The 24,692-nt window shown below is 54.4% G+C and carries 21 protein-coding genes; 5 read left to right on the plus strand and 16 right to left on the minus strand.

From position 1 onward, the window contains the following. Nucleotides 1-4 precede the first annotated feature (4 nt). Nucleotides 5-745, minus strand: a complete 741-nt coding sequence (gene modA / locus CLV58_RS05435; protein ID WP_106136776.1) for a molybdate ABC transporter substrate-binding protein — start codon at nt 743-745, stop codon at nt 5-7. A 190-nt stretch (nt 746-935) separates the two neighbouring features. Between modA and CLV58_RS05440 the strand changes: the two genes are divergently transcribed. Next, entirely contained in the window at nt 936-2,558 is a 1,623-nt protein-coding gene (locus CLV58_RS05440; protein ID WP_106136777.1) for a S53 family peptidase, read from the plus strand. A gap of 86 nt (nt 2,559-2,644) precedes the next feature. Here CLV58_RS05440 and CLV58_RS05445 read toward each other — a convergent pair whose 3' ends face one another. Next, a complete protein-coding gene (locus tag CLV58_RS05445) occupies nt 2,645-5,851 on the minus strand; it encodes a TonB-dependent receptor (protein ID WP_106136778.1) in 3,207 nt (1,068 codons plus the stop codon). A gap of 208 nt (nt 5,852-6,059) precedes the next feature. Beyond that, nucleotides 6,060-6,353 carry a hypothetical protein gene (locus CLV58_RS05450; protein WP_106136779.1) on the minus strand — a complete coding sequence of 98 codons (294 nt, stop codon included), beginning with the start codon at nt 6,351-6,353 and terminating at the stop codon, nt 6,060-6,062. 635 nt (nt 6,354-6,988) lie between these two features. Here CLV58_RS05450 and CLV58_RS05455 point away from each other — a divergent pair. Together CLV58_RS05455 and CLV58_RS05460 are read left to right on the plus strand one after the other, a co-directional pair. Further along, nucleotides 6,989-9,028, plus strand: coding sequence for a DEAD/DEAH box helicase (locus CLV58_RS05455; protein WP_245882226.1), 2,040 nt, complete (start codon nt 6,989-6,991; stop codon nt 9,026-9,028). 128 nt (nt 9,029-9,156) lie between these two features. Continuing rightward, complete coding sequence (locus CLV58_RS05460) at nt 9,157-9,516, plus strand: DMT family transporter (RefSeq protein WP_106136781.1); 360 nt, start codon at nt 9,157-9,159, stop codon at nt 9,514-9,516. Here CLV58_RS05460 and CLV58_RS05465 read toward each other — a convergent pair. From CLV58_RS05465 to apaG, 3 genes are all read right to left on the minus strand, one after another. Next, a complete protein-coding gene (locus CLV58_RS05465; protein ID WP_106136782.1) occupies nt 9,513-10,883 on the minus strand; it encodes a monooxygenase in 1,371 nt (456 codons plus the stop codon). The two genes, CLV58_RS05460 and CLV58_RS05465, sit on opposite strands and share 4 nt — an antisense overlap. A gap of 68 nt (nt 10,884-10,951) precedes the next feature. Continuing rightward, nucleotides 10,952-11,740, minus strand: coding sequence for an O-methyltransferase (locus CLV58_RS05470; protein ID WP_106136783.1), 789 nt, complete (start codon nt 11,738-11,740; stop codon nt 10,952-10,954). Between the two features lie 75 nt (nt 11,741-11,815). Next, entirely contained in the window at nt 11,816-12,202 is a 387-nt protein-coding gene (apaG, locus tag CLV58_RS05475) for a Co2+/Mg2+ efflux protein ApaG (RefSeq protein ID WP_106136995.1), read from the minus strand. A 144-nt stretch (nt 12,203-12,346) separates the two neighbouring features. Between apaG and ung the strand changes: the two genes are divergently transcribed. Next, entirely contained in the window at nt 12,347-13,012 is a 666-nt protein-coding gene (ung, locus tag CLV58_RS05480; protein ID WP_106136784.1) for a uracil-DNA glycosylase, read from the plus strand. 98 nt (nt 13,013-13,110) lie between these two features. Here the strand turns inward: ung and lepB are convergent, their stop codons facing one another. The 7 genes from lepB to CLV58_RS05515 form a co-directional block, all read right to left on the minus strand. Then, nucleotides 13,111-14,286 (minus strand): signal peptidase I, encoded by a 1,176-nt coding sequence (lepB, locus tag CLV58_RS05485; RefSeq protein WP_106136785.1) that lies wholly within the window; start codon nt 14,284-14,286, stop codon nt 13,111-13,113. A gap of 152 nt (nt 14,287-14,438) precedes the next feature. Further along, on the minus strand, nt 14,439-15,173 hold the full coding sequence (gene dapB, locus CLV58_RS05490; protein ID WP_106136786.1) for a 4-hydroxy-tetrahydrodipicolinate reductase: 735 nt from the start codon (nt 15,171-15,173) through the stop codon (nt 14,439-14,441). Nucleotides 15,174-15,288: 115 nt separating this feature from the next. Next, entirely contained in the window at nt 15,289-16,098 is an 810-nt protein-coding gene (locus CLV58_RS05495) for a DUF5683 domain-containing protein (protein ID WP_106136787.1), read from the minus strand. Nucleotides 16,099-16,102: 4 nt separating this feature from the next. Further along, on the minus strand, nt 16,103-17,023 hold the full coding sequence (locus CLV58_RS05500; RefSeq protein ID WP_106136788.1) for a ParB/RepB/Spo0J family partition protein: 921 nt from the start codon (nt 17,021-17,023) through the stop codon (nt 16,103-16,105). Nucleotides 17,024-17,119: 96 nt separating this feature from the next. Beyond that, on the minus strand, nt 17,120-17,902 hold the full coding sequence (locus CLV58_RS05505; RefSeq protein ID WP_106136789.1) for a ParA family protein: 783 nt from the start codon (nt 17,900-17,902) through the stop codon (nt 17,120-17,122). 237 nt (nt 17,903-18,139) lie between these two features. Next, entirely contained in the window at nt 18,140-20,500 is a 2,361-nt protein-coding gene (locus CLV58_RS05510; protein ID WP_106136790.1) for an FdhF/YdeP family oxidoreductase, read from the minus strand. A 17-nt stretch (nt 20,501-20,517) separates the two neighbouring features. Further along, nucleotides 20,518-21,567: an App1 family protein phosphatidate phosphatase gene (locus tag CLV58_RS05515; RefSeq protein ID WP_106136791.1), complete on the minus strand. Its 1,050-nt coding sequence runs from the start codon at nt 21,565-21,567 to the stop codon at nt 20,518-20,520. Nucleotides 21,568-21,636: 69 nt separating this feature from the next. Here CLV58_RS05515 and CLV58_RS05520 point away from each other — a divergent pair, with 69 nt between their 5' ends. Continuing rightward, nucleotides 21,637-22,500, plus strand: a complete 864-nt coding sequence (locus CLV58_RS05520) for a diacylglycerol/lipid kinase family protein (RefSeq protein WP_106136792.1) — start codon at nt 21,637-21,639, stop codon at nt 22,498-22,500. Between the two features lie 54 nt (nt 22,501-22,554). On the opposite strand, the gene CLV58_RS05525 is transcribed toward CLV58_RS05520, so the two are convergent. From CLV58_RS05525 to fdhD, 3 genes are all read right to left on the minus strand, one after another. Next, nucleotides 22,555-22,887 carry a hypothetical protein gene (locus CLV58_RS05525; RefSeq protein ID WP_106136793.1) on the minus strand — a complete coding sequence of 111 codons (333 nt, stop codon included), beginning with the start codon at nt 22,885-22,887 and terminating at the stop codon, nt 22,555-22,557. 113 nt (nt 22,888-23,000) lie between these two features. Next, the gene (locus tag CLV58_RS05530; RefSeq protein WP_106136794.1) at nt 23,001-23,819 is read right to left on the minus strand and encodes a toxin-antitoxin system YwqK family antitoxin; all 819 of its coding nucleotides are present in this window, start codon (nt 23,817-23,819) and stop codon (nt 23,001-23,003) included. Between the two features lie 21 nt (nt 23,820-23,840). Then, nucleotides 23,841-24,692 (minus strand): formate dehydrogenase accessory sulfurtransferase FdhD, encoded by an 852-nt coding sequence (gene fdhD / locus CLV58_RS05535; RefSeq protein WP_106136795.1) that lies wholly within the window; start codon nt 24,690-24,692, stop codon nt 23,841-23,843.

A 24,692-nucleotide genomic window follows, 5' to 3' on the forward strand; every position in this document is an offset into this window, starting at 1 on the left:
CAAATCAGGTCGTAGGTAGCTTGTAGCCGAATTGTTGAAGAATACGCCGGGCTGCCGGGCTGCGCAGGAACGTAATGAATTGCTGCGCCAGTCTAGGCTGCGTTGTCCGCTGTAACACAACAACGCCCTGCGCGATGGGTTTGTAGCCTGCTGGCAAATCGAGCCAGCGCCCTTTTCCTTTCATAGCCGGGTCGAGCACGACCGATTTAGCGGTGAAGCATACGTCGGCCGCGCCCGTCAGCAGATACTGATTTACCTGCGCAATGCTTTCCCCATACACGATTTTGGACTGTACACGCCCGGTGAGCTTTCGTTTGTTGAGCAACGTCATAGCCGCTTCGCCGTACGGAGCCACGTTCGGATTGGCGATGGCCACGTGCCGCACCGTCGGACTCAGCAGCACCGACAGGTCGGCCGACAGCGGCAGATTGGTCGTTGTCCAGAGTACCAGCGATCCGTAGGCATACACGACCGGAGCCGCCAACGTCAATTTCTGCCCGTATAAGGTCGTAGGATAGCTCATATCGGCTGACAAAAACACGTCGTACGGAGCACCCTGCTGGATCTGCGTCGTCAGCTTACCCGACGAGCCGACGATGGTTTCCAGTTGCTGTCCGGTTTGCTTCTGGAAAGCCGCCTGCAACGCTTCCATGACAAACTGGGCATTGGCCGCTACAGCCACGCGCAGCTTTTGCGCCTGAACCAGCTCCGGCACAAACAGCAGCAGCAGAATAAGTCCTCTCATAAATCTATAAATCAGCAACTCGTTATTTCCTGCCAAAAATAACGAACCCACCTAAATTACGTGCGGCAGGCTAGCGAATGGGCTCGACCGTGGCCTGATGAACTGCCGGGAACTTATCTTAATTGGTTTATAATAAGCGTACAAGCCGAATTGATGTTACTTGTCGAGAGTTGTCTAATCCGCTTTCTGCATGTCACCCTTACCCCGTAAAAAAACTGCTCACTCCTTCGGACCGCTCGTTCCATTACCGGGAAGTGAACGGCCAGCCCCGGCCGCAACGGCATCGCACCCGGCCAGCTCAGACGAGTTGGTGAACGTAACGATACGACTACGCCGTCGACAGTCGCTGAGTGCACTGGTCAGTCAATCCGCCAGCGTTGTAAAGCCATTGACCCGCTCCGATTACGCCCGCCAGTACGGTGCCAGTCCTGCCGATATGCGCTTGGTTAGCGAATTCGCAACAGCGAATGATTTAAGTGTCGTGCAGAAAAGTACGGCCCGACGAACGATAGTGGTACGGGGTACCATTGCCCAGCTGAGTAAGGCGTTTGGCACAGCGTTAAACGATTACAGACTAGCCGATGGCCGGCTGATTCGTGGACGCGAAGGGGCGGTTATGGTACCTGATAGCCTGGTTACGATCATCGAGGGTGTCTTCGGACTCGACAACCGCCCGCAGGCACGCGCTCATTTCCAGATTTATGGCCCTGTGTACACTACGGGCGTAGCCAATCCACGTGCCGTTGCAACGTCGTTTACGCCCCCCCAGCTAGCCAAACTATATAACTACCCAGCCGACCGCACCGGTAAAGGCCAGACAATTGCCATTATCGAGTTGGGGGGTGGGTATCGGAAGGCCGATATTGCCGCTTATTTCAAAAGCCTTGGCCTGACAGCGCCGTCGGTAAAAGCCGTACTGGTCGACGGCGGGAAGAATGCGCCCGGTGATGCGAACGGAGCCGATGGTGAAGTCATGCTCGATATTGAGGTAGCAGGCGGTATAGCGCCCGGAGCCAACATCGTTGTTTATTTCGCCCCCAACACCGACCAGGGGTTTCTGGACGCGATCACAACGGCACTGCATGATGTGCGGAATAAACCGTCCGTCATATCAATCAGTTGGGGATCGGCGGAGAAAAGCTGGACACCCCAGGCGCTGAACTCGTTTAACCAGGCCTTCCAGTCGGCAGCGGCACTGGGGGTTACGATCTGCGCAGCCGCCGGCGATACCGGCTCCGACGACAGCGTGGGCGACAAACTGGCGCACGTCGATTTTCCGGCATCGAGCCCGTTTGTGCTGGCCTGTGGGGGTACGAAACTGTTGACAACTGCCGACGGTACGGGCATCAGCAGTGAAACGGTCTGGCACGAGAGCAATACCAGCGCAACGGGAGGGGGTATCAGCGATGTGTTCGACAAACCCGATTACCAGGCCGACGCGGCAGTTCCGCCTTCGGTCAACGACGGTAAGCGTGTCGGGCGTGGGGTACCCGATGTGGCCGCTGTCGCCGATCCGGCGACGGGCTACACCGTACGGGTCGACGGGAGAAATCTGGTCATCGGTGGAACAAGTGCCGTGGCACCACTCATGGCCGGCCTACTGGCGCTGATTAACGAGCAACGCAGTCAGCCAGTGGGTTTTATTCACCCCAGCATTTACGGGGCTCCCACCACCTTCCGTGATATTACGCAGGGAGACAACACGACGGTGGCTGGCAAGGGCTATTCAGCGACTGCTGGCTGGGATGCCTGTACGGGTCTGGGCGTAGCCGACGGGCAGAAACTCACCCGCCTACTAACGACAGTTGCCTAGACGACTTATGCCTTACAAAAACAGGAAAGCCCCGCTCCTTACGAGAAGCGGGGCTTTGTATAATCCCTAAATCGTGTATTGACAGCTTAGAAGCTATACCGGGCACCCAGTTGCATCTGCCAACGCGAACCGAGCGGATCGATCGAGTACGGCGTGGTCGGGCGGCTCCAGCTAAACGTCGGATCGCCGGTCGTTGGGTTCGTTACTCGGCTCAGGCCAACCGATGCGGTCGAGTTGAACGTGTTGGGCGAGAAGTAGTAGTAGCCCAGTTTCTTGTCGACAAGGTTCAGGAAGTTCAGGATGTCGTACGACAGCTGAAGCGTGTGGCCATTGCCCATTTTGATCTCATGCAGGAAGCGCAGGTCCATCGTGTTGTTCCAGGGTGTCCGGCCACCGTTCCGTTCGGTGAACTGACCCATCCGGCTGCTCAGGTAACTGTCGCTCTGTACGAAGTTCATGAAATCCTGTGCCTGCGTACCGGTCGGGATCAACCGTTGCGCTTCGCTCAGATCTTTTGGAATGTAAGCCAGGCTGTTGGCTTGTCCCGATCCGTTGATCGTGCTGTTTACGTAGCCCCACGAGTAAGGCGAACCCGACTGGAAGGAATAGAACAGCGTGACGGTCGTGGCGTTGCTGGGGTTCCAGTTCTGGCGGTAATTGACCGTACCCACGATCCGGTGGCGAATGTCGAAGTTCGAGTACGCCAGCGATGGGTTGTTCGGCGACAGTGACTGGTTCAGCTGCCAGTTCGATTCCATCGAGTTCCGGATACCGTTGGTCAGGTCAAACGCTTTACCGTAGGTGTAGGCTGCCGAGAAACCGAAACCAGCCGAGTAGTTCTTCTGAATCTGCGCCGTCAGGCTGTAGCGATGCCCCTGATTGGTATTCGACAGCAGGTAGGCGTTGGCGAAGTTGTTGTCGATACGCTGCGCACCGGCTGCGCCCGTCGACGATACGTAGATCGGCTGCTGTTGCTGGGTGTCATAGCTGTAGTACCGGACTACGTCTTTCGTGTTGACCTGCTGGAATTTCAGATCCTGGATAACTTTCGTGTACAAACCTTCCAGCGTGATTTTGTAGCCAGCAATCGTGTAGTCGACGGCCAGGTTACTCCGGAACATCTGCGGCATCTTGAAATTATTGTCGATCAGGTCAACCTGCGTCCGGCGAACACCACCGTTAGCCGAGTTGTTGTTGATCGACAGCGCGCCACCTGGTACCAGCGGATCGCCAACCAGCTTGGTCGTTGCGGTCGCGTTGTTGTTGAAGTCATACGCACCGTAACCGACGCCGTTGTTGTAGAAGGCGTAACCCAACCAGGCAAACGGAATACGACCCGTGAACAGACCGGTACCACCCCGGATGATCAGGCTTTTATCACCTCTCGCATCGATGTACAGACCCAGTCGGGGCGATATCTGTACGTTGTTCAGGTACGAATTCGTCAGTTGGTTCAGCGGAGTGTACGTGTAGGTCGTACCGTAGTTCGGATCACCAGCCGATGCCGTTACCTGCGGGCTCAGCGTCGGTTTGTTTGGCAGACCCGTGTAGTCCAGGCGGATACCCGGCGACAGTTTAACGCGGTCGCTTACCCGAATGTCGTCCTGTGCGTAGAGGCTGAACAGGTTAACGTTGAAGTGCGCGTAGGGGTTGTTGAACTGATTGTCGAGGTTGTTGCTGGCGTCAGCGAACGGATACGAACCACGCACCCGGTTGGGCAGCTTCGCGTAGAAATCGTCCAGGCTACGGTATGAGATACGACCGTTAGGCGCGTTTACGAAACCGTAGTCGATTGTGTACAACTCGTTATGCGTACCAACCGTAAAGGTGTTGATGCCTTTGTAGAAGGTGAAGTTGTCCGTAATCTCAAACGTCTTCTGGCGCAGGTTGAATACCGATGCTTCACGGTCGTTACCGAGGAAGATGGTACCACCGTTATAGCCAATTTCCACCTGTGGGAATGTACGCACGTTCGACAGCGTCGTGCGGTAATCGTGTACCGTCGAGTACCCAACGATCAGGCTGTTCGATGCCTGACCCAGTTGTGACTTCAGTTCAGCAACCGTGCTCGTCTGGTTGTTGTTCTGGCGGAAATCGATGCTGCCGAAACGGAAGTTAGCCGCGTCGCGCTCCAGGTTGGTGGCTTCCGAGAAGACCGTGTTGTTGCGAATGCTCAGCTGGTTTTTCGCGTTGATGTTCCAGTCGAGCCGGTTGAAGAACTTCGTGCTCTTCGAGTAAATTGAATAATCACCGTACGAACCAGCGTCGAGACCGTAATTGGTCTGTACAAAGTCAGCCAGCTTCTGGGCTACGGCTGCGTCTTTAATCAGCGACGAGGCCGTACCAGCCTGGAACTGTACAGGGTCCTGGCGGTTCGTAATTTCTTCGTTCGTGAAGAAGAACAGCTTGTCTTTGATCAGCGGGAAACCCACCCGAACACCGGTCTGGTACTCATGGAACGTGCTGGGCAGTTTTTCTTTTGCATCCGACGCGCCATTCCAGGCACCCGTCAGAGCCGCGTTACGACCGAAACCGTAGACCGAACCCGTCACTTTGTTGGTACCACTGCGCGTTACGGCGTTGACCGAACCACCCAGGAAGTTACCCAGCCGTACGTCGAACGGCGCAACGGCCACCTGAATGTCCTGAATAGCGTCAAGGCTGACCGGGTTGGTACGCGTGCTCGAACCGGGTTGTCCCGACGAACCCGTCGAACCACCCAGCGATGGGCTAAAGCCGATAGCGTCGTTGTTGATTGCCCCGTCGATCGTTACGTTGTTGTACCGGAAGTTGGTACCGGCAAACGAGTTCTGGTTGTTTACCTGTGGCGATAACCGGGTCATGTCGGTCATGCTGCGCGAAATCGTTGGCAGTCGGCGGATCGTTTCGCTGCCGACATTGATACCAGCACCTTCGCGTTCACCGCCCCGGCTGCCTTTCACGACCACTTCACTCAGTGTCGCACTGGCATCTTCCATGACGATGTTCAGGTCGGTCGTTTCACCCAGTTGCAGCGTTACGCCTGACCGGGTGGTCGTTTTGAAGCTAACATACGAATAGGTGATTTCGTAGGGACCACCTGCCGTCATGTTGTTGATGCGGTAGCGGCCATCGGCGTCTGTAACGGTGGCGTAGCGTGCGCCGGTGGGTGTGTACAGTGCCTGAACGGTCGCCCCGATCAGACTTTCTTTCTTTGCATCAGTGATGCGACCTGTCAGGCCGCTCGTCGTAACCTGTGCCCAGGTCAGCGTACTCAATAACAGAAAAACTAGCGTAAAGCTGTAGCGTATCATGCAATACCACATATTGATTGGCGCTGCAAATTTCCGCCGGGGGTATTGCCTGTATATTATTCCAATATTAACAAGCCTCGCAAGTTGATTAAAAGACAATTAACAAAGCATAGCTATATCATTGACTTTGAAGACTTATAATCAACAACAAAAAGCCCGCTCTCCCACGAAAGGACAGCGAGCTTTTCAAGTACGCAGATTTTGCCGCTTACAATTTCTCTTTTACCACACGGGCGTCTTTTTTCACTTCGTCTTTCAGCAGTTTCCCCTCTTCCTTCACCCGGGCTTTGCGATCTGCCTTGAGGGCATCTTTGGCCCCAACCATCTTGTCCATTTTACGGGCGTCGCGGTTAGCCTGTAGAGCGGCTTTATCAGCAGCCACATCCACTTTCGCTTCGGCGACGGCAGCTTTCTTTTTCAGTTTCCCATCCTGCGCCTGTGTCATGGTCAAACTTGCGCTCAGGGCGATTACTAGTGCGGTGGCAATACGACTGGTTTTCATGATTTATGCGTTTCTGGCCGATGGTGGTTTGTTCGATCCAGCACAGCCATTAAACGGCGAACACTGAGCGATGGGTAGTTAAAAGGCTGTTAAACTTGTTTTCTGCCACCCAGTCAGCACATTGACGCATGTCTCCCCAAGACGCACCAGTCAGCTCTGAGCGTTATTACCACCTGATTCAGACCAGCGTAAGAGCTACTGCGCTACCAGCCTGGGCGTCGCGGCCTGTGCTAACGCGCGTTACCGGCCTAATCTGTATTAAGTACAATATAATCCGGGCAACGCTTGCCATTTAGTAACATTCTTCGTACTTTTGTGCCAGATTTTACAAGCGGCATCCGTCGCATCTCTGTTTCTCTCCTTTTTTACACGCTGAGTTAGGTCTGACAGAGCCAGTACGGATGTACAGGATGGGTTTCTGTGTGGAGGTTCCCCGGGTGGGAACGAATGCGCGTGGGCTAATCATCAATCGTTGTTATTGTTCGGGTTCCCCTGTTTGTCGGCAGGTTGGGGAATTGTGCGGGGCCGTTGGGTCGTGTGGGCAGTCGGGGTTGGATTTCATTGGCAATATCGCGCCGGTCACCGGCAAGCACTCGTCTTAGTTTGGCAAAATCCAAAACGCTATAACTAAGTTTATGAATACCAATCCAATGAATGCCGACGAGCAGAACGAGGTTCTGCCGTCAAACCAGCCAGTCGCTGAAACGACCAACACCACAACCGACGACAGCGAAACGCCGGTTGCCAATACAGAAGTAGAAAAACTTGTCAGCGACGTAATCGTGGCTGAACCCGCTGCTGAAACACCAGCCAAGTCGATCACCGAACAACTGGTCGCCAACCCCAATCAAATTTTATTCTCGGACCTGGCCATCTCGCCAGAGCTGTTGCAGGCCGTTACCGACATGGGCTTTGTCAGTCCATCGCCGATTCAGGCCGAAGCCATTCCGCCTATCCTGGCTGGTCGTGACGTTATCGGTCAGGCACAGACCGGTACGGGTAAAACCGCAGCCTTCGGTATTCCGGCGCTCGAAATGATCGACGTACAAACCCGGGCCGTACAAACGCTGATTCTCTGTCCGACCCGTGAACTGGCGTTGCAGGTAGCCGAAGAGATCAAAAAACTATCGAAGCACAAGCGGGGTATCCGGGTCGAAGCCATCTATGGGGGCGATTCGATCGAACGGCAGATTCGCTCGCTCAAGAGTGGCGTGCATATCGTGATCGGTACACCGGGCCGCGTTATGGACCATATGGAGCGGAATACGCTCAAGCTCGATCAGGTCAAAATGATGGTGCTGGACGAAGCCGATGAGATGCTCGATATGGGCTTCCGTGAAGACATTGAGAACATTCTGGAAGAGATGCCCGAAGAGCGGCAGACCATCCTGTTCTCGGCAACGATGTCGAAGCCGATCATGCAGATCACCCAGAAATTCCAGAACGATCCGGTACTGGTGAAGGTGGTCAAGAAAGAGCTGACCAACACTAACATCGAGCAGGTTTATTTCGAGGTGAAGCCGAAGGCGAAAGTCGAGGTGATGTGCCGACTGATCGACATGTACGACCTGAAACTGATGCTGGTATTCTGTAATACCAAGCGTAAGGTCGATGAGATCGTAGAAGATCTGCAAATCCGTGGCTATCAGGCGGAAGGCCTGCACGGTGATCTGCGGCAGGCGCAGCGGAACAACGTGATGAGCAAGTTCCGCGCCGGTACGACCAATATCCTGGTCGCGACGGACGTGGCGGCCCGTGGTATCGACGTTGACGACGTTGACGCGGTAATCAACTTCGACATCCCGCTCGACGAAGAATATTACGTACACCGGATTGGCCGGACAGGCCGGGCGGGTAAGTCGGGCCGGGCGTTTTCGCTGGTTGGCCGTGACGAGAAGTACCGGTTCCGCGAAATTCAGAACTACACCAAAGTACGGGTCGAGAAAGGCGTTATTCCGTCGTTCGAAGACATCGTTGGGGTTCGGAAAGCCCGGTTTATCGAGCAAATGAGCCAGGCGATCAAGGACAGCTCGGACCTGCACCTGTACGACGACATGCTCAATCAGTTGCACCACGCCGGTTTCTCAACCGAGCAGGTTGTGGCCGCCCTGGTGAAACGGAGCATGGGTCTGGAGAAAAACGAATTTGCCGATCAGAACCTAGGTCTGGAGGACGATCGTCGTCGCGAAGGCCGGGGCAATGACCGCTATGCCGATCGGAACGACCGGGGTGGTTCACGCTTTGCGGATCGCGACGATCGCCGGGGTGGTTCACGCTTCGGGGATCGTGATGATCGTCGGGGCAACTCGCGCTTCAGCAATGACCGCAACGACCGGCCGGCTTACGGTGATCGTAACGACCGGAGCCGTGGTGGCGAAGGCGCGGCTCGTCGGCCTTACTTCGATCGCGACGATCAACGCCAACCCCGTGAGCGCGATGCTAACATGACCCGTCTGATGGTAAGCATCGGTCGTCGGGATTATGTACGGCCGGGCGACATCGTAGGTGCCATTGCCGGCGAAGCCAACATTCCGGGCAGCAGCATCGGCAGCATCGATATTTTCGACAAACACACCTACGTTGACGTACCGAAAGACGTAGCGAACCGGGTCGTTGACGCCATGGAAGGCAACACGATCAAAGGTCGCCGGGTAAACATCGAGGTAGCTCGGTAGTAGCCTGCACCAATACACCAAAAAAGCCGGAGCGACCCTCCGGCTTTTTTGTGTTCACGAAAGTATAACAATGGATGATCGGGCGAATGCGTTTTTTTTGCAGAAAATGCACCTGATAGCCGACGTCGATGAAACTAGTCAATCTGCTTCCCTGGCTTAGTCTGGTTGGCGCGGCCCTGTGCCAGACCGCCTGGACGCTTTCGCTTAAACTGCTCCGCTGGTCCGACCTGACTACCCCACAATGGCCGTCGGCGGTGGGGCCGCTGCTGGGCTACATCGGCTTCGGTATTGTCAACACCATATTGCTGGCTGTTGCGATGCGGACGATTACGCTGACCACGACGTTTGCGGTCTGGACTGCCCTCACGCTGGCTTTCATCAAATGCGTCGACGTTATCTGGCTACAGGCAGGCTGGTCGTGGACGGAGCTGGCTTTTCTATTGCTCATCGCGATTGGGATCGTCGGTCTGAAAGTAGCCGCCCCTTAGTCCTCGTAGTAGTAGCCGAAAATAATCCCCATTTCATCCTCGCTCGTCAGGCCGAACGTGACCAGTTTGTTCGTCGTGTTGTTATAGGTGATCTCCGACGTAAGCCCTTCCCCGGCAGCCAGCGCCAACGGCGTCGTCAGCGAAATGATGTCAGGATGCTCCCAGTCAGTCGAGGTGTACACTACCTGCCCGTCCCGGCTACCGCCTTTGATTTTAATGACGAATTTCTCCCCCAACTTGTGCATGTGGGAAGTCAGTGCCAGAATCTTGCGGGGCTTGCTGAAGGTAAACGATTTTGTCAGCGTTACCCGGCTATTGGCGGGAATGTTCAGGCTGGTGTTGCTCAGGTCCAGCGTCTGCACCACGCGGGTCACCTTCGACTTATCGACGGTGAAAAAGTTGATCTGCGCTTCGCCGGTCATCACCGAATTCGTCTTGTTGACATAGTGCGAATTCAGGTCGAGGGACGTTCCGGCGGGTATCAGTAGGGCTGCTCCTTCCGGCAGCGTGTAATCGACGTAGGGTGCCTGCGCGCCAGCCAGATACACATGATTGGACATCGTGAGCGCCGTAGCCAGGTTGAGCGAGTTATCGCTGTTGCGCAGATCACGAACCGTGTTGAGCGCCGGTAACTGGTTTTTGTTTCGGAAGTCATACGCCAGAAAGTGGTGACTCCCCGACCGCATCTTGATCTGATACCGATTGACGTATATATCCTGCGTGTTGCCAACCATCCGGCGCGAGAAAAATTCCCGTTCGAAGTTGGCCGGCACCTCAAACGAAGCCAGGCTCATCTGATAACCGGCTCCGGCGGCTGGTACGGGTAGTGGCTCCCAGGCCGTCGTCGTGGTTGTGCTACTGGCCAGCAGTTTGACGTCGGCAACGTCGCCGGTACGCGGTGCCCCCGCATCGATCCACCGCCGGATAAACTCCACCTGACCGTCGGGCAACAGATTTCCGCCCAGCGGCATCGGGTTGCCATACTGTTTACCCGCATGGTGACTGGCTGCGGTTGTCAGTTTGTGATACAGCAAACTCTGGATTGACGAAAAGGCCGTTACGCGTTTTAACCCGTCCGTGCGGGCCGCACTGTTTTTTGGGTCAACGCCAACCAGATTTGTATACGACTTACCACTGGTGAGTATCAGCCCATGCTGCGCAAAGCTGGCGTCCTGCTCCGAGGCATGGCAACCCGACGACGCGCAGGAAGGTGTCAATATCTTTTGCTGAATCAGATCGAAGGTCCCGGATGGGGCCGGTTCGGGCGTGGGTGTACTATCGTCATCCGCCTTCTTCTGACAGGAATTTTGGAGTAACGTTAGGAATAGGACGCCGATAAAAAGCCCTAATCGCGTATAGTTCAGCATAGTTACGTGCTTGTTGTGCATGCTAAACGAAAGATACTGGAAACGATGAACACTTCGTCTATCATAGCCTAAAGATAGCCAAACCGTAGGATGAAGTCCTGCCGGGGCTGCTCCTGCCGGAAAAACACCAGCCCCACACCAAACAGATCTATCGTTACACGCACAGCCGGATGTGCCTGAATATACGCCCACGCCTGTTCCATTTCGGGCGACCAGTGAATGTCATCAAAGACAAACAAGGTTTCATTATGCCGATGCAGCAGGCAGGTCTCGAAATAGCGAACCGTGGGTTCGTAGCGGTGATTGGCGTCGAAAAAAACCAGATCGGCCGTGCCAAGTTCCAACAACGCCGGTGCCAGCGTATCATCGATATTGCCGACAACAATCGATACATTCGACAAACCGAGCGAGTCGAACGTAGCCTGTGCCCGTCCGGCTGTTTGCGGACATCCTTCAAACGTCAGTACGCTTCCCCCGGCGGGCCGTACCGCTTCGGCCAGATGAGCCGTTGTCAAACCAAGCGATGTACCAAGATCAACGATCGTCCGGGCGTTCAGGTACCGAATCAATCGAAACAGTAGCCGGGCGTAGCGGGGTGACTTTTGCGAATGCCGGGCAACGTCGCCCACCGTACGCTGCTGCGCGCGATTCACTTTTGAACCGGCGCCCAGATCGGTAATCTGAATTAGTTCGCGGCTCCGGCGCAGGGATGTGCGCAAGCGCCGGATCGCTGTCAGCGCCGGGTCGCGTCGGTTATCCGAGCAGATGGCATTCGTGTAGAGTGAGAAAACAAAGGGCGAGTGCAGCGAATGCTCGTCCTGAGCGCGGCTGAGATACCGTAAATAAGCAGCAATCATACACAAAGGTACGTGCTACGCGGTCGGAAAAGACACGCCGGTACCGTTGTGTATGATTGCGGACAAAAAAGCGGCTTAATTCAGTTTATACGGGACGACCATCGTAAACTCAGGGATGGCCACCTGAAGCTGTTTCCCGTCGATCACCCGTTCGACCAGGTACGTACCGGCCATTTTACCCATGCTGGAGCGCAGGTTACAACCCGATACGTATTCGTGTACTTCGCCGGGTTCGAGTACCGGCTGGAGCCCCACTACGCCCTCTCCTTCCACTTCGCGGACGGTCCCGTTGGAATCGTAAATCAACCAGCGACGACGCAGTAATTGAATCGTGTATTCACTGGCATTTTCAATCGTGATACGGTAGGTAAAAACATAGTGTGCCTGCAACGGACTGGAGTACTCAGATTGGTACTCAGTCTTTACACTAACTTTGACACCTTCAGTGACGGACGATACCATAAATTTCGTGTCTTTTGGCAACCTTAGAACGAAAAATAAGTTGATAAGTTTTGTTACGCAAGAACCACTCTCAAAAAAATTTTCGAGTCTGGATTTTGGCATTTGTCCTACCCAAACACTAAAAAATCCAGACGCGTTCTGCTTATGAATGTAACTATCGCCGAATCATGGCAAGCACGGCTCCAACCGGAGTTCAACAAACCCTACTTTATCCAGCTAGCCGAATTCTTACGACACGAATACAGTACACAGCGTATCTATCCCCCCGGAAAACTAATTTTCAACGCGTTCAACAGTTGTCCGTTCGACGAGACACGGGTGGTGATTCTGGGGCAAGATCCGTACCACGGTGAAGGACAGGCTAACGGATTAGCTTTTTCCGTGGCAGATGGCATCACCAAGCCGCCATCACTCGTCAATATTTTTAAAGAAATTCAGGACGATCTGGGGAAACCGATTCCGAAATCGGGCAATCTGGAACGCTGGGCAAACCAGGGTGTGATGCTGCTCAATTCGACGCTCACCGTGCGGGCCGGACAGGCCGGATCGCATCAGGGCAAGGGCTGGGAAACGTTTACCGATGCGGTTATTAAACTTATTTCCGACGAGAAGCGAAACGTGGTGTTCATGCTCTGGGGCGCTTACGCCCAGAAAAAAGGGGCCGTCATCGACAGTAAGAAACACTTCGTTTTGAAAGCCAAGCACCCGTCGCCAATGGCGGCTAACTATGGTGGCTGGTTCGGCAGCAAGCATTTCAGTCAGGCTAATGACTACCTTACCAGCAACGGACTATCAGCAATCGAGTGGTAATTCTAAGTTATAAAGTTGTAGGGTTTGAAGATTTTAGAGTCCCGGCGGGGAACCGCAACTCTACAACCTTCAAACCCTACAACTTTATAACGCTCTTTTTAGTCGATAATACGGAACAGGCGATTCCAGCGAATTTTATTCCAGAGATTGGCCGGATTCGGATCAATCGACATCCAGACAAATACGGCTTTACCGACGATGTGATCTTCGGGTACGAAACCCCAGAAACGCGAGTCCAGCGAATTATCGCGGTTATCGCCCATCATGAAGTAATAGTCCTGCTTAAACGTATACGACGTGATCGGCTTACCATCGATCGTGATCGACGTTGGGGTCAGTTTCACATTGTCGTTGTGTTCGTACTGCTCGATCACCGGTCCGTACACAGCAATCGTTTCGGCGTTGATCGGCGTGGTCGCTCCTTTCTTCGGTACGACCAGCGGACCAAAGTTGTCGTGGTTCCAGTGGAAAGTAGGCGCACCGTAGATGCTGGGCATTGTCTCGCCCGGCTTGTCGATCAGCGGCTCGATGCCTTTTACCCAATCGAAACTGCGGAATTTCTCGATAACATCGGCAGTCGTGTTAACCGTGTAGCCAACCAGCGACGTGGCTTTGGTCGAATCGTTGTATTGCTCCTGCGGCTTCCAGTTCTCGGTAGGCTGGTTGAGGTCGCGGTAGTCGTTAACGATATCGTACTTACGGAAGAAGTTGGCGTCGAGCGCTTCTGATGTCCGGATGAAGTAGCGCTGCTCCGATCGGGGTGGCGCGGGCATCACGGTACCATTGACGTACACGACCCGCTGCTTGATTTCCAGCTTATCGCCGGGGATACCAATGCATCGTTTGATGTAGTTCGTTTTCAGGTCGGTCGGGTAGTCGATACCGTCGTTGAGATAGCGGGGGGGCACGTTGAAGACTACGACATCGCCGTTTTTAACGTGGGTGAAACCCGGCAACCGGTACGAGGGCAACTGAATCGCCGTGCTGTACGACGGAATGTTGGTACCCCAGATTTTCTGGTGCGTCAGCGGTACCTGCAAGGGCGTTTGTGGCGTACGCGTGCCATAGTGGAGCTTGCTGACGAACAGAAAATCACCTACCATCAGGCTATTCTCCATCGACGGTGTCGGAATGGTAAAAGCCTCCATAAACAGCCACCGGATGAGCGTAGCGGCTACAACGGCAAACAGAATGGAATCAAACCATTCCCGCAGGGGGGATTTTCGGGCTTTGGCCGGGCGACGCTCGGCGCGGGTGGTGTTGGTTACTGACACGTCGGAACTGAGTTATCCGGTTAGGATGGTCGCTTTATGAGCGAACGACCGCACTTTACGAACCGCCATACCGGCGATTCACAAAGCGAAATTACGAAGACAACGCGGTTAATGCCTAACCGTCTGTCACTTGCTGTGGCTACTTGTCCGATTTAGGCATCGAGCAGATCGTCCATGCTGAACACACCCACCCGGCCCTGAAGCCACTCGGCAGCTACGACCGCACCCAGCGCGAAGCCTTGCCGGCTGTGCGCTACATGCGCAATTTCAATTCGATCGACATCCGAATCAAAACGGATGATGTGCGTACCGGGTACAGTTCCCTCCCGCAGCGACTCGATTTCGATGGCATCCGTACTCGTAATCAGGGCCTGCTTATCGGCCGGTTTTTCCACCCAGCCATTCAGGTTCGGCAGGTTTTCGAGGAGTCCCTCGGCCAGCGTAATCGCCGTACCGCTAGGCGCGTCTTTCTTTTCCGTATGGTGGATCTCCGTCATCGACGCGTGGTACGACGGGTAATTCCGCATAAACTTGGCCAGCGCCTTGTTGAGCCGAAAAAACAGGTTGACACCAATGCTGTAGTTTGACGCGTAAAAGAATGCGCCCTGCTTTTCCTGACACAACTGCTCGATCTCCGTCCGGTGGCTCAGCCAGCCGGTCGTACCGCAGACAACGGGCCATCCCCGCTCCAGGCAGGTTTTGATATTCTCGACAGCCGACTCGGGTGAGCTAAATTCAATGACGACGTCTACGGAAGCCGCGTCGATGGTTGTAAGATCAGCACGATTGTGCGCGTCGATGCGGGCGGTTATCTGGTGGCCACGTTCTACCGCGATCGGTTCAATGGCTTTCCCCATCTTCCCGTAGCCAAGAAGCAGTATGTTCATAGTTACTATTCAGTTTACGGTTTTCGGTCTACAGTAGTCTGTTTGTTGTACTCATTACGGGACTTTCTATGGGCACACCGTAAACCGTAAACTATATACCGTAAACCGAACACCGTCATTTAAACGTAAACGCGACGCGTACGCCGGGGGCCATCCCGAAGCCGGGCATGGGCAGAACGGCCGGCTGCACGCGCATGGAAATATTATCCGATAAATCGAAGGTTTTCAGGTGAGCCGCTACGTTTGCTTCGACGATATTCAGCCCCCACAGCGCAATCGACAGCAGAATGTTCAGATCACGGTACCGTCGGAACAGGTCGTAGTAGGCCTTGGCCGTTGAGGTACCGTTTCTGTTTCCATCTGTGGAAATGATCTGGTTATTGATCACAACACTCGTAACCGGTTGATTGACCGTATATTCCTGTCGGATCGACTCAGGTAATGAATAATCTACTCCGGTGTAATTTATCCCGTACAGCAGGAGTTCATAGCCATTGGCGGCCTGCCGGGCCAGTCCTCTGTAGCGCACGAACAGATAGCCCATCACGCCAAAACCAGCGTAGATAAACGGTATCTTGTAATACTGTTTGTTGTAGGCCTGCCCCAGTCCCGGTAGTACCAACGACCGGAGGGTCGCCTGCCGGGGGATGATCTTTCGGATGGCCGCTTCCTGCTGCGCTGTCACCTGTGTCGTATCGCTGGTAAACGCCAGTGAGTCGCGTTCAGCCCGTTGTGTCGAATCGTTGACCAGCACGCCGTTGTCACGCATACCCGTCGGAATACTGTCGGTATCGATCAGCAACGAGTCTTGAACCGGCGCGGGCGTCTTCGCCGGCGTTACGGCCGGTAGCTGTGCCCACGCCAACGCAACACTGCTCACAACAAGCAGTAGGGTCAGCCAGGATAATCGAAAAAAATTGTTCAAGGGGTTACGCCTGCGAGTTCAGCACTTCCAGGATTTTGGTTAACTCTTCCTGAGAGGTAAACGGAATTTTGATCTCTCCCTTATGTTTCTCGTCGGCTTTAATAGACACTTTCGTACCAAACATCGACGACAGCTTAAACTGAAGGCTGCGCATCTCCTGCTTGGGCAGCGTCACCCGCCGAACCGAGGCATTTTCGGGCGTTTCGTCGCTCAGGTTCCGTACGGCTTCTTCAACCTTCCGCACCGACCAGTCTTCATCGACGGCCCGGTTGAACAATTTGATCTGCGCGTCGGGGTTGTCGATATTAATAATGGCCCGGGCGTGTCCCATCGAAATCTTGTTGTCGCGCAGGGCGGCCTGAATGATGGGCGGTAACCGCAGCAACCGGATGTAGTTATTGACCGTCGTCCGGTTTTTACCGACGCGCTCGCCCAGTTCTTCCTGCTTGAGACTGCACTCCGTGATAAGCCGCTGATAGCTCAGGGCAATTTCGATGGAGTTCAGGTTCTCCCGCTGAATGTTCTCAATCAGGGCCATTTCCAGCATCTGCTGGTCGTTGGCCGTGCGAACATATGCCGGGATATGCGTCAGTCCGGCAATTTTCGATGCCTGCAACCGCCGTTCGCCGGAGATAAGCTGGTACTGGTCTTTACCAATCTGCCGAACCGTGATGGGCTGAATGATGCCCTGCGTACGGATCGAGTCAGCCAGTTCATGAAGGGCCTCCTCATCGAAGCGGGTACGGGGCTGAAACGGGTTCGTTTCAATCTGCGTCAGCCCGATTTCCGTCATCGTACTGATTACTTCGAAAGGTGACGGTTTCGACTGACGGTTTACGGCTTCGCTATCGTGCAGAAGCGCACCCAGCCCACGGCCTAAGCCGATCATTCGCTTATTCGGTACTTTGGCGTTCGCGTTATCCATACGAAAAGGTCATTGTTTATCACGTGTCATCAGCGCTCCCGTCAAACCAACTCACTCCCTGCTGACGAACCGTGACGATCAAATGCGGAGCGACGGTTACACTTCGTGGGGCATCAGGCCATTCTTGACCAGAATTTCACGGGCAAGATTCAGGTAGCTGACGGCCCCTTTACTGTCGGCATCCTGCGCCAGCGCCGGAATACCAAAGCTGGGCGATTCACTCAGCCGGATGTTACGCGGAATAATCGTGTTGAACACCATGTGCTGGAAATGGCTGGTAACCTCGCCCACCACCTGATTGGACAACCGGACGCGTAAGTCGTACATCGTCAGCAGAATACCTTCGATTGCCAGATGCGTGTTAAGCCGCGACTGAATAATTTTAATCGTATTCAGCAGCTTACCAAGCCCTTCGAGCGCGAAGTACTCGCACTGTACCGGAATGATTACCGAGTCGGCAGCCGTCAGGCTGTTGATGGTAATCAGGCCCAGCGAAGGCGAGCAGTCGATAATGATGAAGTCGTACTGATCGCGGATGCTATCGAGCGCGTCTTTCATCTTATCCTCCCGGTTCTGGAGATTAATCATCTCAATTTCCGCACCAACCAGATCGATATGCGAAGGCAGCAAATCGAGATTGGGAAAATCGGTCTGAATGACTGCATCGCTAGGCTGTATGCCTTCGACCATGCATTCGTAAATACTGTGCTCGATTTCTTTCGGATTGTACCCAAGTCCGGAGGTCGAGTTGGCCTGCGGATCTGCGTCTACAATGAGCGTCTGAAATTCGAGGGCGGCCAGGCTGGCGGCCAAATTGATCGTTGTCGTAGTTTTACCGACGCCCCCCTTCTGGTTGGCGATAGCAATGACTTTACCCATGGGTCTGTGCGTTGCAGTTCCAAAGATGCCGGATAGTTTCCACGAATCCAAGGAACGTTCCACGGATGTTTCACAGAATTTTCATTGGCTACAGGATAATCGACACAACGGTATCCGGCAATTACTTCCCGCATCTTACCTGGCGAACGATAGAACCGTCTGCTACATAGCGAGACAGGCGCCGGAGCAATGCCCCGGCGCCTGTCTGAACGGTAACCAGCCATCGTTATCAAATTGTTACATCGTTACAGCTTCCCGTACACCAACGGGTGTAATCGTAATCACGACCGACTTCGACGTTGGCGTATTGCTTCGTTCGGCTACCTGATCGATCGGAATCAGTACGTTTGTTTCGGGGTAATACGTGGCCGCACAACCACGGGGAATGTTGTAGGGTACGACCAGAAACTTGTGAGCCGTGCGCGTCTTGCCGTGATACGTGCTGTGTAGATCGACCAACTGCTGATCGTACAGGCCCAGATTGGCAATGTCGTCTTTGTGCATGAACACAACCCGCCGTTCGCCGTAGATGCCCCGGTATCGGTCGTCATAGCCATAGATCGTCGTGTTGAACTGATCGTGTGACCGGATCGACATCATCATCAGCTCGCCCGGCTGTAGGGTGTGCGTGTCCGGTACGTTGACAGTGAAATGGGCCTTGCCGTCGCTGGTTTTAAACTCCCGCACGCGAGGTCCGTTCGGAATGTAGAAGCCGCCCGGCACCCGCACCCGCTCGTTATACTTGTCAAAGCCCGGTACGACCTGCTCGATTCCGTCGCGGATGCGGTCGTAGTTGGCCACAAAGGCATCCCAGAATTCAGCCGTGGTGACGTTGGCCGGCAGCGGAGACAGATTACGGCGGGCATGTGAATGGGAGTTGCCCAGCGTGGCCTTCGCCATCTCCGCAATGATAGCTACTTCACTTTTCAGGTCTTTCGACACGGCATCAACCACACCGTGCGACTGCGCAACCACCCCCGTCGTGCTTTCGCAGCTGATAAACTGCGCCCCCGTTGCTTGGTAATCATGGTCGGTACGACCCAGACAGGGCAGAATAATGCCCGTTTCACCGTGAATCAGGTGCGAGCGATTCATCTTGGTCGACACGTGAACCGTCAGTTTCAGCTTCCGCATAGCTTCGGCGGCAAAGTCGGTATCCGATACGGCCAGCACAAAGTTTCCGCCTAGCCCGAAGAAGGTTTTAACTTTCCCCTCGTGCATGGCCTTGACCGATTTCACGACGTCGAGACCGTGCGCACGGGGTGGTTCAAACTTGTACACTTTCTTCAGCGAATCGAGAAACTCCGGCTTCGGCTTTTCCCAGACGCCTACCGTCCGGTCGCCCTGCACGTTGGAGTGGCCGCGAATCGGGCTGGCCCCGCCCCCTTCGATACCGATACTTCCCTTCAGCAACAGCAGATTGACCAATTCGTTGAGCGTATCGACCGAATCGCGGTGCTGCGTCAGGCCCATTGCCCAGCAGATGATGAATTTGCGGGTGTTACGGAACATGCCAACGGCCTCCCGTATCTGTTCCAGTGGAACACCACACTGGGCGGCCATTTCGTTCAGACTGAACTGCGACAGGCTCTTTTTGAAGGCGTCGAAGCCGGAGGTATACTTCTCAATGAACGCCCGATCGAGCACCTGCCCCGGCGTTTTTTCTTCCTCTTCGAGCAGAATCATACACATGGCTTTGAGCAGGGCCATGTCGGAATTGATGCGTACCTGTAAGTAGAGATCGGTGAGTTTTTCACCACCGATCAGCATGTCGCGCGGGCTTTGCGGATTCTTGAATTTGATCAGACCGATTTCGTGGAGGGGGTTGACCGATATGATCTTGCAGCCATTCCGCTTCGCTTCTTCCAGCGCCGTCAGCATCCGGGGCGCGTTGGTGCCGGGGTTCTGCCCCATAATCATGATGACGTCGGCCTTGGCGTAGTCGTCGTACGTCACCGATGCTTTCCCCAGTCCCAGCGTGTCGGCCAGGGCCACACTGGTTGACTCGTGGCACATATTCGAACAGTCGGGCATGTTGTTGGTACCAAACATCCGAACGAACAGCTGGTACAAAAATGCCGACTCATTACTGGCCCGGCCCGACGTATAGAACACCGCTTCATCGGGCGAGTCGAGGTCGTTGAGGTGACTGGCGATAGTCGAGAACGCTTCGTCCCAGCTAACGGGCAGGTAGTGTTTCTCGCCCGGACGGACCATCATCGGCTGCGTGATACGTCCCTGCTGACTTAGCCAGAAATCCGTTTTCTGTAGCAGTTCATCGACCGTGTACCGTTGAAACAGAACGGGCGAAGCCGTGTGTTTGGTCATGATTTCGTCGGCCACGGCTTTGGCACCGCTTTCGCAGTATTCGGCAATTGGCGACCGATGATGGTCGGGGTCGGGCCACGCACAGGATGGGCAGTCGAATCCGTCTTTCTGGTTGAGGTTGACCAGCGATGTCCAGCCGCGACTGACACCCGTACCATCGAGCGTGTGTTTGAATGACTGCACGATGGCCGTCAGACCAGCCGCGTCATCAAACGGCTCTTTAACAACGAGATTGCCGGTAAGCTCTTCCGGCGGGGTGTTTGTATTCATGCGTGTACGACAGGTTTTCACGAAGCAACCAGCCCGATCCTGACTGAGTGTTGGTGCGCTTCTTCACTATGAGTAAAATAACAGCAGGGTACGCCAGCGGCTTCAATCTGTCGAATCAGCGACTCGGTCGCCACCCGATTGTCAGGCTCGATCCGGCGTATGTAGACACAACTAATCTGGTGACAAAAGTGCTGTACCACCAGCGAATAAATTGTCGGGTCTTGTTGGGAATCGTCGCCGAGCAAAATGAACCGCATGTCCGGGTACGTTTCCAGTATACGTTTGATCCGGTCGAACTTCGTATGGTGCTTGGTTTTCCCCGTCTGTAGCAGTTGAAAAAACTGCTTGAGCTTACTGAGCAGGTACACGCCGTCGGGCAACCCATTCTGCTCCGAAAACTCCAGAATGTAGTCGTACAGGTTCCACTCGCTGCTCGACACGTAGAAAAACGGGTTGGTCGCGGGGCCGCTATCCGCTTCGGCCAGCAGGCGGTAATGCGCCACCACCCCGTCGAACGGGGAGCGGCTGTGCGCGTTCTCTGTCAACAGCACCAGCAGTCGCTTGGCGATGGTCGACGAATGCGAAATCAGAAACGTATCGTCGATGTCGGATATGCAGGCAAAGGTGGTCGGAGCCGGTACAAGTATCTTCCCCTCCCCCTGCGCCAGAATCGTTTCTACGGGCAATGTTTGCGACAGCACCTGTGCCCGAACGGGATGCCAGCCGGGGGCTACGGGCTCAGGCGTAGGAATTTCAGCCTGGAAAAACCCGTTATCATCGGCAATCAGCTCAACCGTTTGTCCGGCGCAGGTTAGCCGTACGCGTGTGTTCGGGTAAGGCTTGACCAGGAACAGCCGAATAACAGCCAGCAGATTCACCAGTTTATTATCCCGGTACTTCGTGCGGGGAAACGCACTTCGACGCAGCACATGACCATTGACTGTCAGACACTTATTATTCCCGTAGCCCCGGTATACCTTGATAATCGGCTGATCGCTTAGCCGAAGCCACGTTAACAAACGATGGGTAAGCAGGCCTTTTACGCTTTTGCTTTGTTTAGGAGTCATTGTCGGTGGTAAGGCAATCCGTCTTATCAGTCGATAGCTGTTGAGTATAACCTACAAACTCCCTGTAAGTTGCTGTTTTTATTCGCGATCAATCCAGCCTCGGGCGGCAAGGGCAAAAACGAATGGGAAGTCGCCATTCACAATTTTTTCGCCCAGAACGAGCATCAGGCTGAGCTTTTTCACCTCGACGGAGAAACCGACGACGTTGAACTGCCTAAGAAAATACAGGAAATCAAGCCCGACTGCGTGGTGGCCGTTGGGGGCGACGGAACCATCAAATGCGTCGCCGAACAACTGGTCGACACGGGCATTCCGCTGGGTGTTTTGCCCGCCGGGTCGGCCAATGGAATGGCCCGTGAGCTGAACATTCCCCAGGATATCGATGGTAGCCTCAATCTGCTCGTCAACGGGGAAAGCCGCCCCATCGATTGTATCGACGTCAACGGCGAACTCTGCATTCACCTGAGCGACGTTGGCCTGAATGCGCAGCTGATTCGCTACTACCAGCGGAATAATCTGCGCGGTAAACTGGGCTATCTGAAAAGCGTGGTGAAGGTATTGAGTCAACGTCGTCTGCTGAAAGTCGAAATTAACCTCGACGACCAGTGCGTCCAGCGGGCTGCGTTTATGATCGTTCTGGCGAATGCGCGGATGTACGGTACGGGTGCGGTCATTAACCCCGATGGTGATCCGTCGGATGGCAAGTTCGAGATCGTCGTGTTTCGCCGGCTAACATTCTGGGAAATCATCAAGCTGTTCTGGCGCTACCAGCCGTTCAACACGAGGAATATCGAGATATTTCCGGCTACGTCGATCAACATTGAAACCCATAAAAAGACCCACTTTCAGGTCGATGGTGAGTACCAGGGAAAAGTGAAAGAGATCAACGCCAAGATCCGGCCGGGGGTATTACTGATGCGGCTACCAGCATGATCAATAAACCTAAAAGGTCCTGAAGACCTTTTAGGTTTTGCTTCCCAACAGCGCTTAGTTCTGTTTGGTACCGGTAACGCTGCTGTTGCTTTTCGCTTCCTTACCTTTTCCAGCCGTTGCCGAGGATGATCCCTTCGATGGCCGGTCGTATACCGACTTGGTGTTTGGCTTCATCTGCGTGCCGTTCATGTGAACGCCTTCGCTTTTCACGCCCGTGCTTGTTTTCCCGGCATTACCACCACCATTCTTCGTCACATCGTTGACCTGGTTTTTAGCTACTGAACCATTGTTGGCATCTTTCTTTGCTTTCTGCCGGTCATACTGTGCCTGTGCACTGAAGGATACCGTTGTAAACAACAGCAAACCCATTATTACGAATGCTTTCATTGCGTTGAGTCGTTGATTTGTTAGTAGTAGAATCGAACATACCAACCCATTGTTCAGCAAAACGACTATTAAAAAGGGGATAATTCACGTAGGCACCAACGGCCGTCCCACGCTCAGTTGGGTGTCGATAGCGGCATGTTTACGTACGTAAATCCTTTTCGCTTCGTAATGAAAAACCGTTGAACTTCCGTCAGTGGTACGCCATCCATCGTCGCAGGTTGCCAATTTTGCTGATTTGGTACCTGCTGCGGAATAGCCTGGATGACCGTCCGAATCGAGGTGATCAAGTCTTCATCATTGGCTTTGGAATAGGAATTCACCTCGATGTTCGTCAGTTGCCCAACCTCGTTGATAGTCAACTGAACCTGCGCGTCGACAGCACCCGTTCGGTCCAGAACTGGCTGTATGTTTTTCTCCAGATACCGCTGTAATACCTTGTACGAGCCGTTAAACATAATTGGCTGGTACAGGGCAGAGCAGGGCTGTTCTGTTCCCTGTGGCGTATAGCAGTGACTTTGTCTGAGCGATCCGTTTTTGTAAAGCTCCCGGCGTTTGAGCGTGCCATCGTTGTAGTAGAGCAGAAACGGTCCATCGAGCTGGTTGACCCGATACAAACAGCTTAAGTACACCTGCCCGTTCGGATACATGACCTTCGTGGGGCCTTCACGCAGCACGACTAACCGATCGTCAAGCGGGATACGCTGGGCGTACGGTGGTCCGGCTATTCGATACGTATCGATTCGATATAATGTGCTGTCAGTTAAAAAGGTCGACACGGTCAGCAGTTCACGCTGCTCACCCAGATACGTAAACGTTTGAAAATAAGCATCGGTGCGTTGTGGTATCCGGCTGATGTACGTATATGGCGTCTGCCCCCGGCAAACAAACGGACTCAGCACTGTCATCACCCACAAAACGGAGATTTTACCCATCTGGCTGGTCTTTTACTGCCACTATCCTTCAACCGGCATCGGCAACCGGATGCGCTGTGGTTCGGTATACAGATTGAACCGGTCGTCGCGAACGAAACCCGCCAGCGTAATACCGGCCTCCTGCGCCATCTGTACCGCCAGACTCGACGGCGCGCCGACAGCCCCTAACAGTCCGATTCCCGCTTTCCAGCTCTTCTGCACCAGCTCGACGCCGATACGGCCACTTAGAAAAACACCGTGCACGTGTAACGGCAACCAGCCCTGCCAGAACGCAGCACCGATCAGCTTGTCCAGCGCATTGTGTCGGCCGATGTCTTCACGCACCAGCAACAACCTACCATCGGCGTCGAACAGGGCGGCTGCGTGAATCCCGCCGGTATAGGCGAAGGCGCGTTGGGTGTCGCGAACACGATCGGGCAGACTGTGCAGCACAGCAGCATCAAGGTGCAGGGTTGACTCAACGGGGCCGGCGGTTTCGGCCATAACAGCTTCAATCGTCGCCTTGCCGCACAGTCCGCAGCTCGACGATGTAAACGTATTCCGTTCCAATCGCGTCCAATCGACCAGGACATCGGGCTTTAGTTCGACGCGGAGGACGTTTCCCTCCTTCGCTTCATCCTGTACGCAGTGTCGGCAGGAAACGATGTCGTCGGGTTTGTGAACGATGCCCTCCGTAAACAGAAAGCCCATCGCCAGTTCCTGATCGTGACCGGGCGTGCGCATCGTCACCGACACGCTGCGCTGCTGCCGGTCGTGCATCGGACCAAATCCCAGCCTGATTTCGAGCGGTTCTTCGACCGCCAGTAAATCAGGCTTCTCGGTGGCGGTGTCGCCGGTAACTTTCCGGATGGTAACGGGCGCAACAAGTGCCAT

Origin of the sequence: Spirosoma oryzae (genome assembly GCF_003002825.1) — a bacterium.
In the GTDB taxonomy this organism is placed as follows: Bacteria; Bacteroidota; Bacteroidia; order Cytophagales; family Spirosomataceae; genus Spirosoma; species Spirosoma oryzae.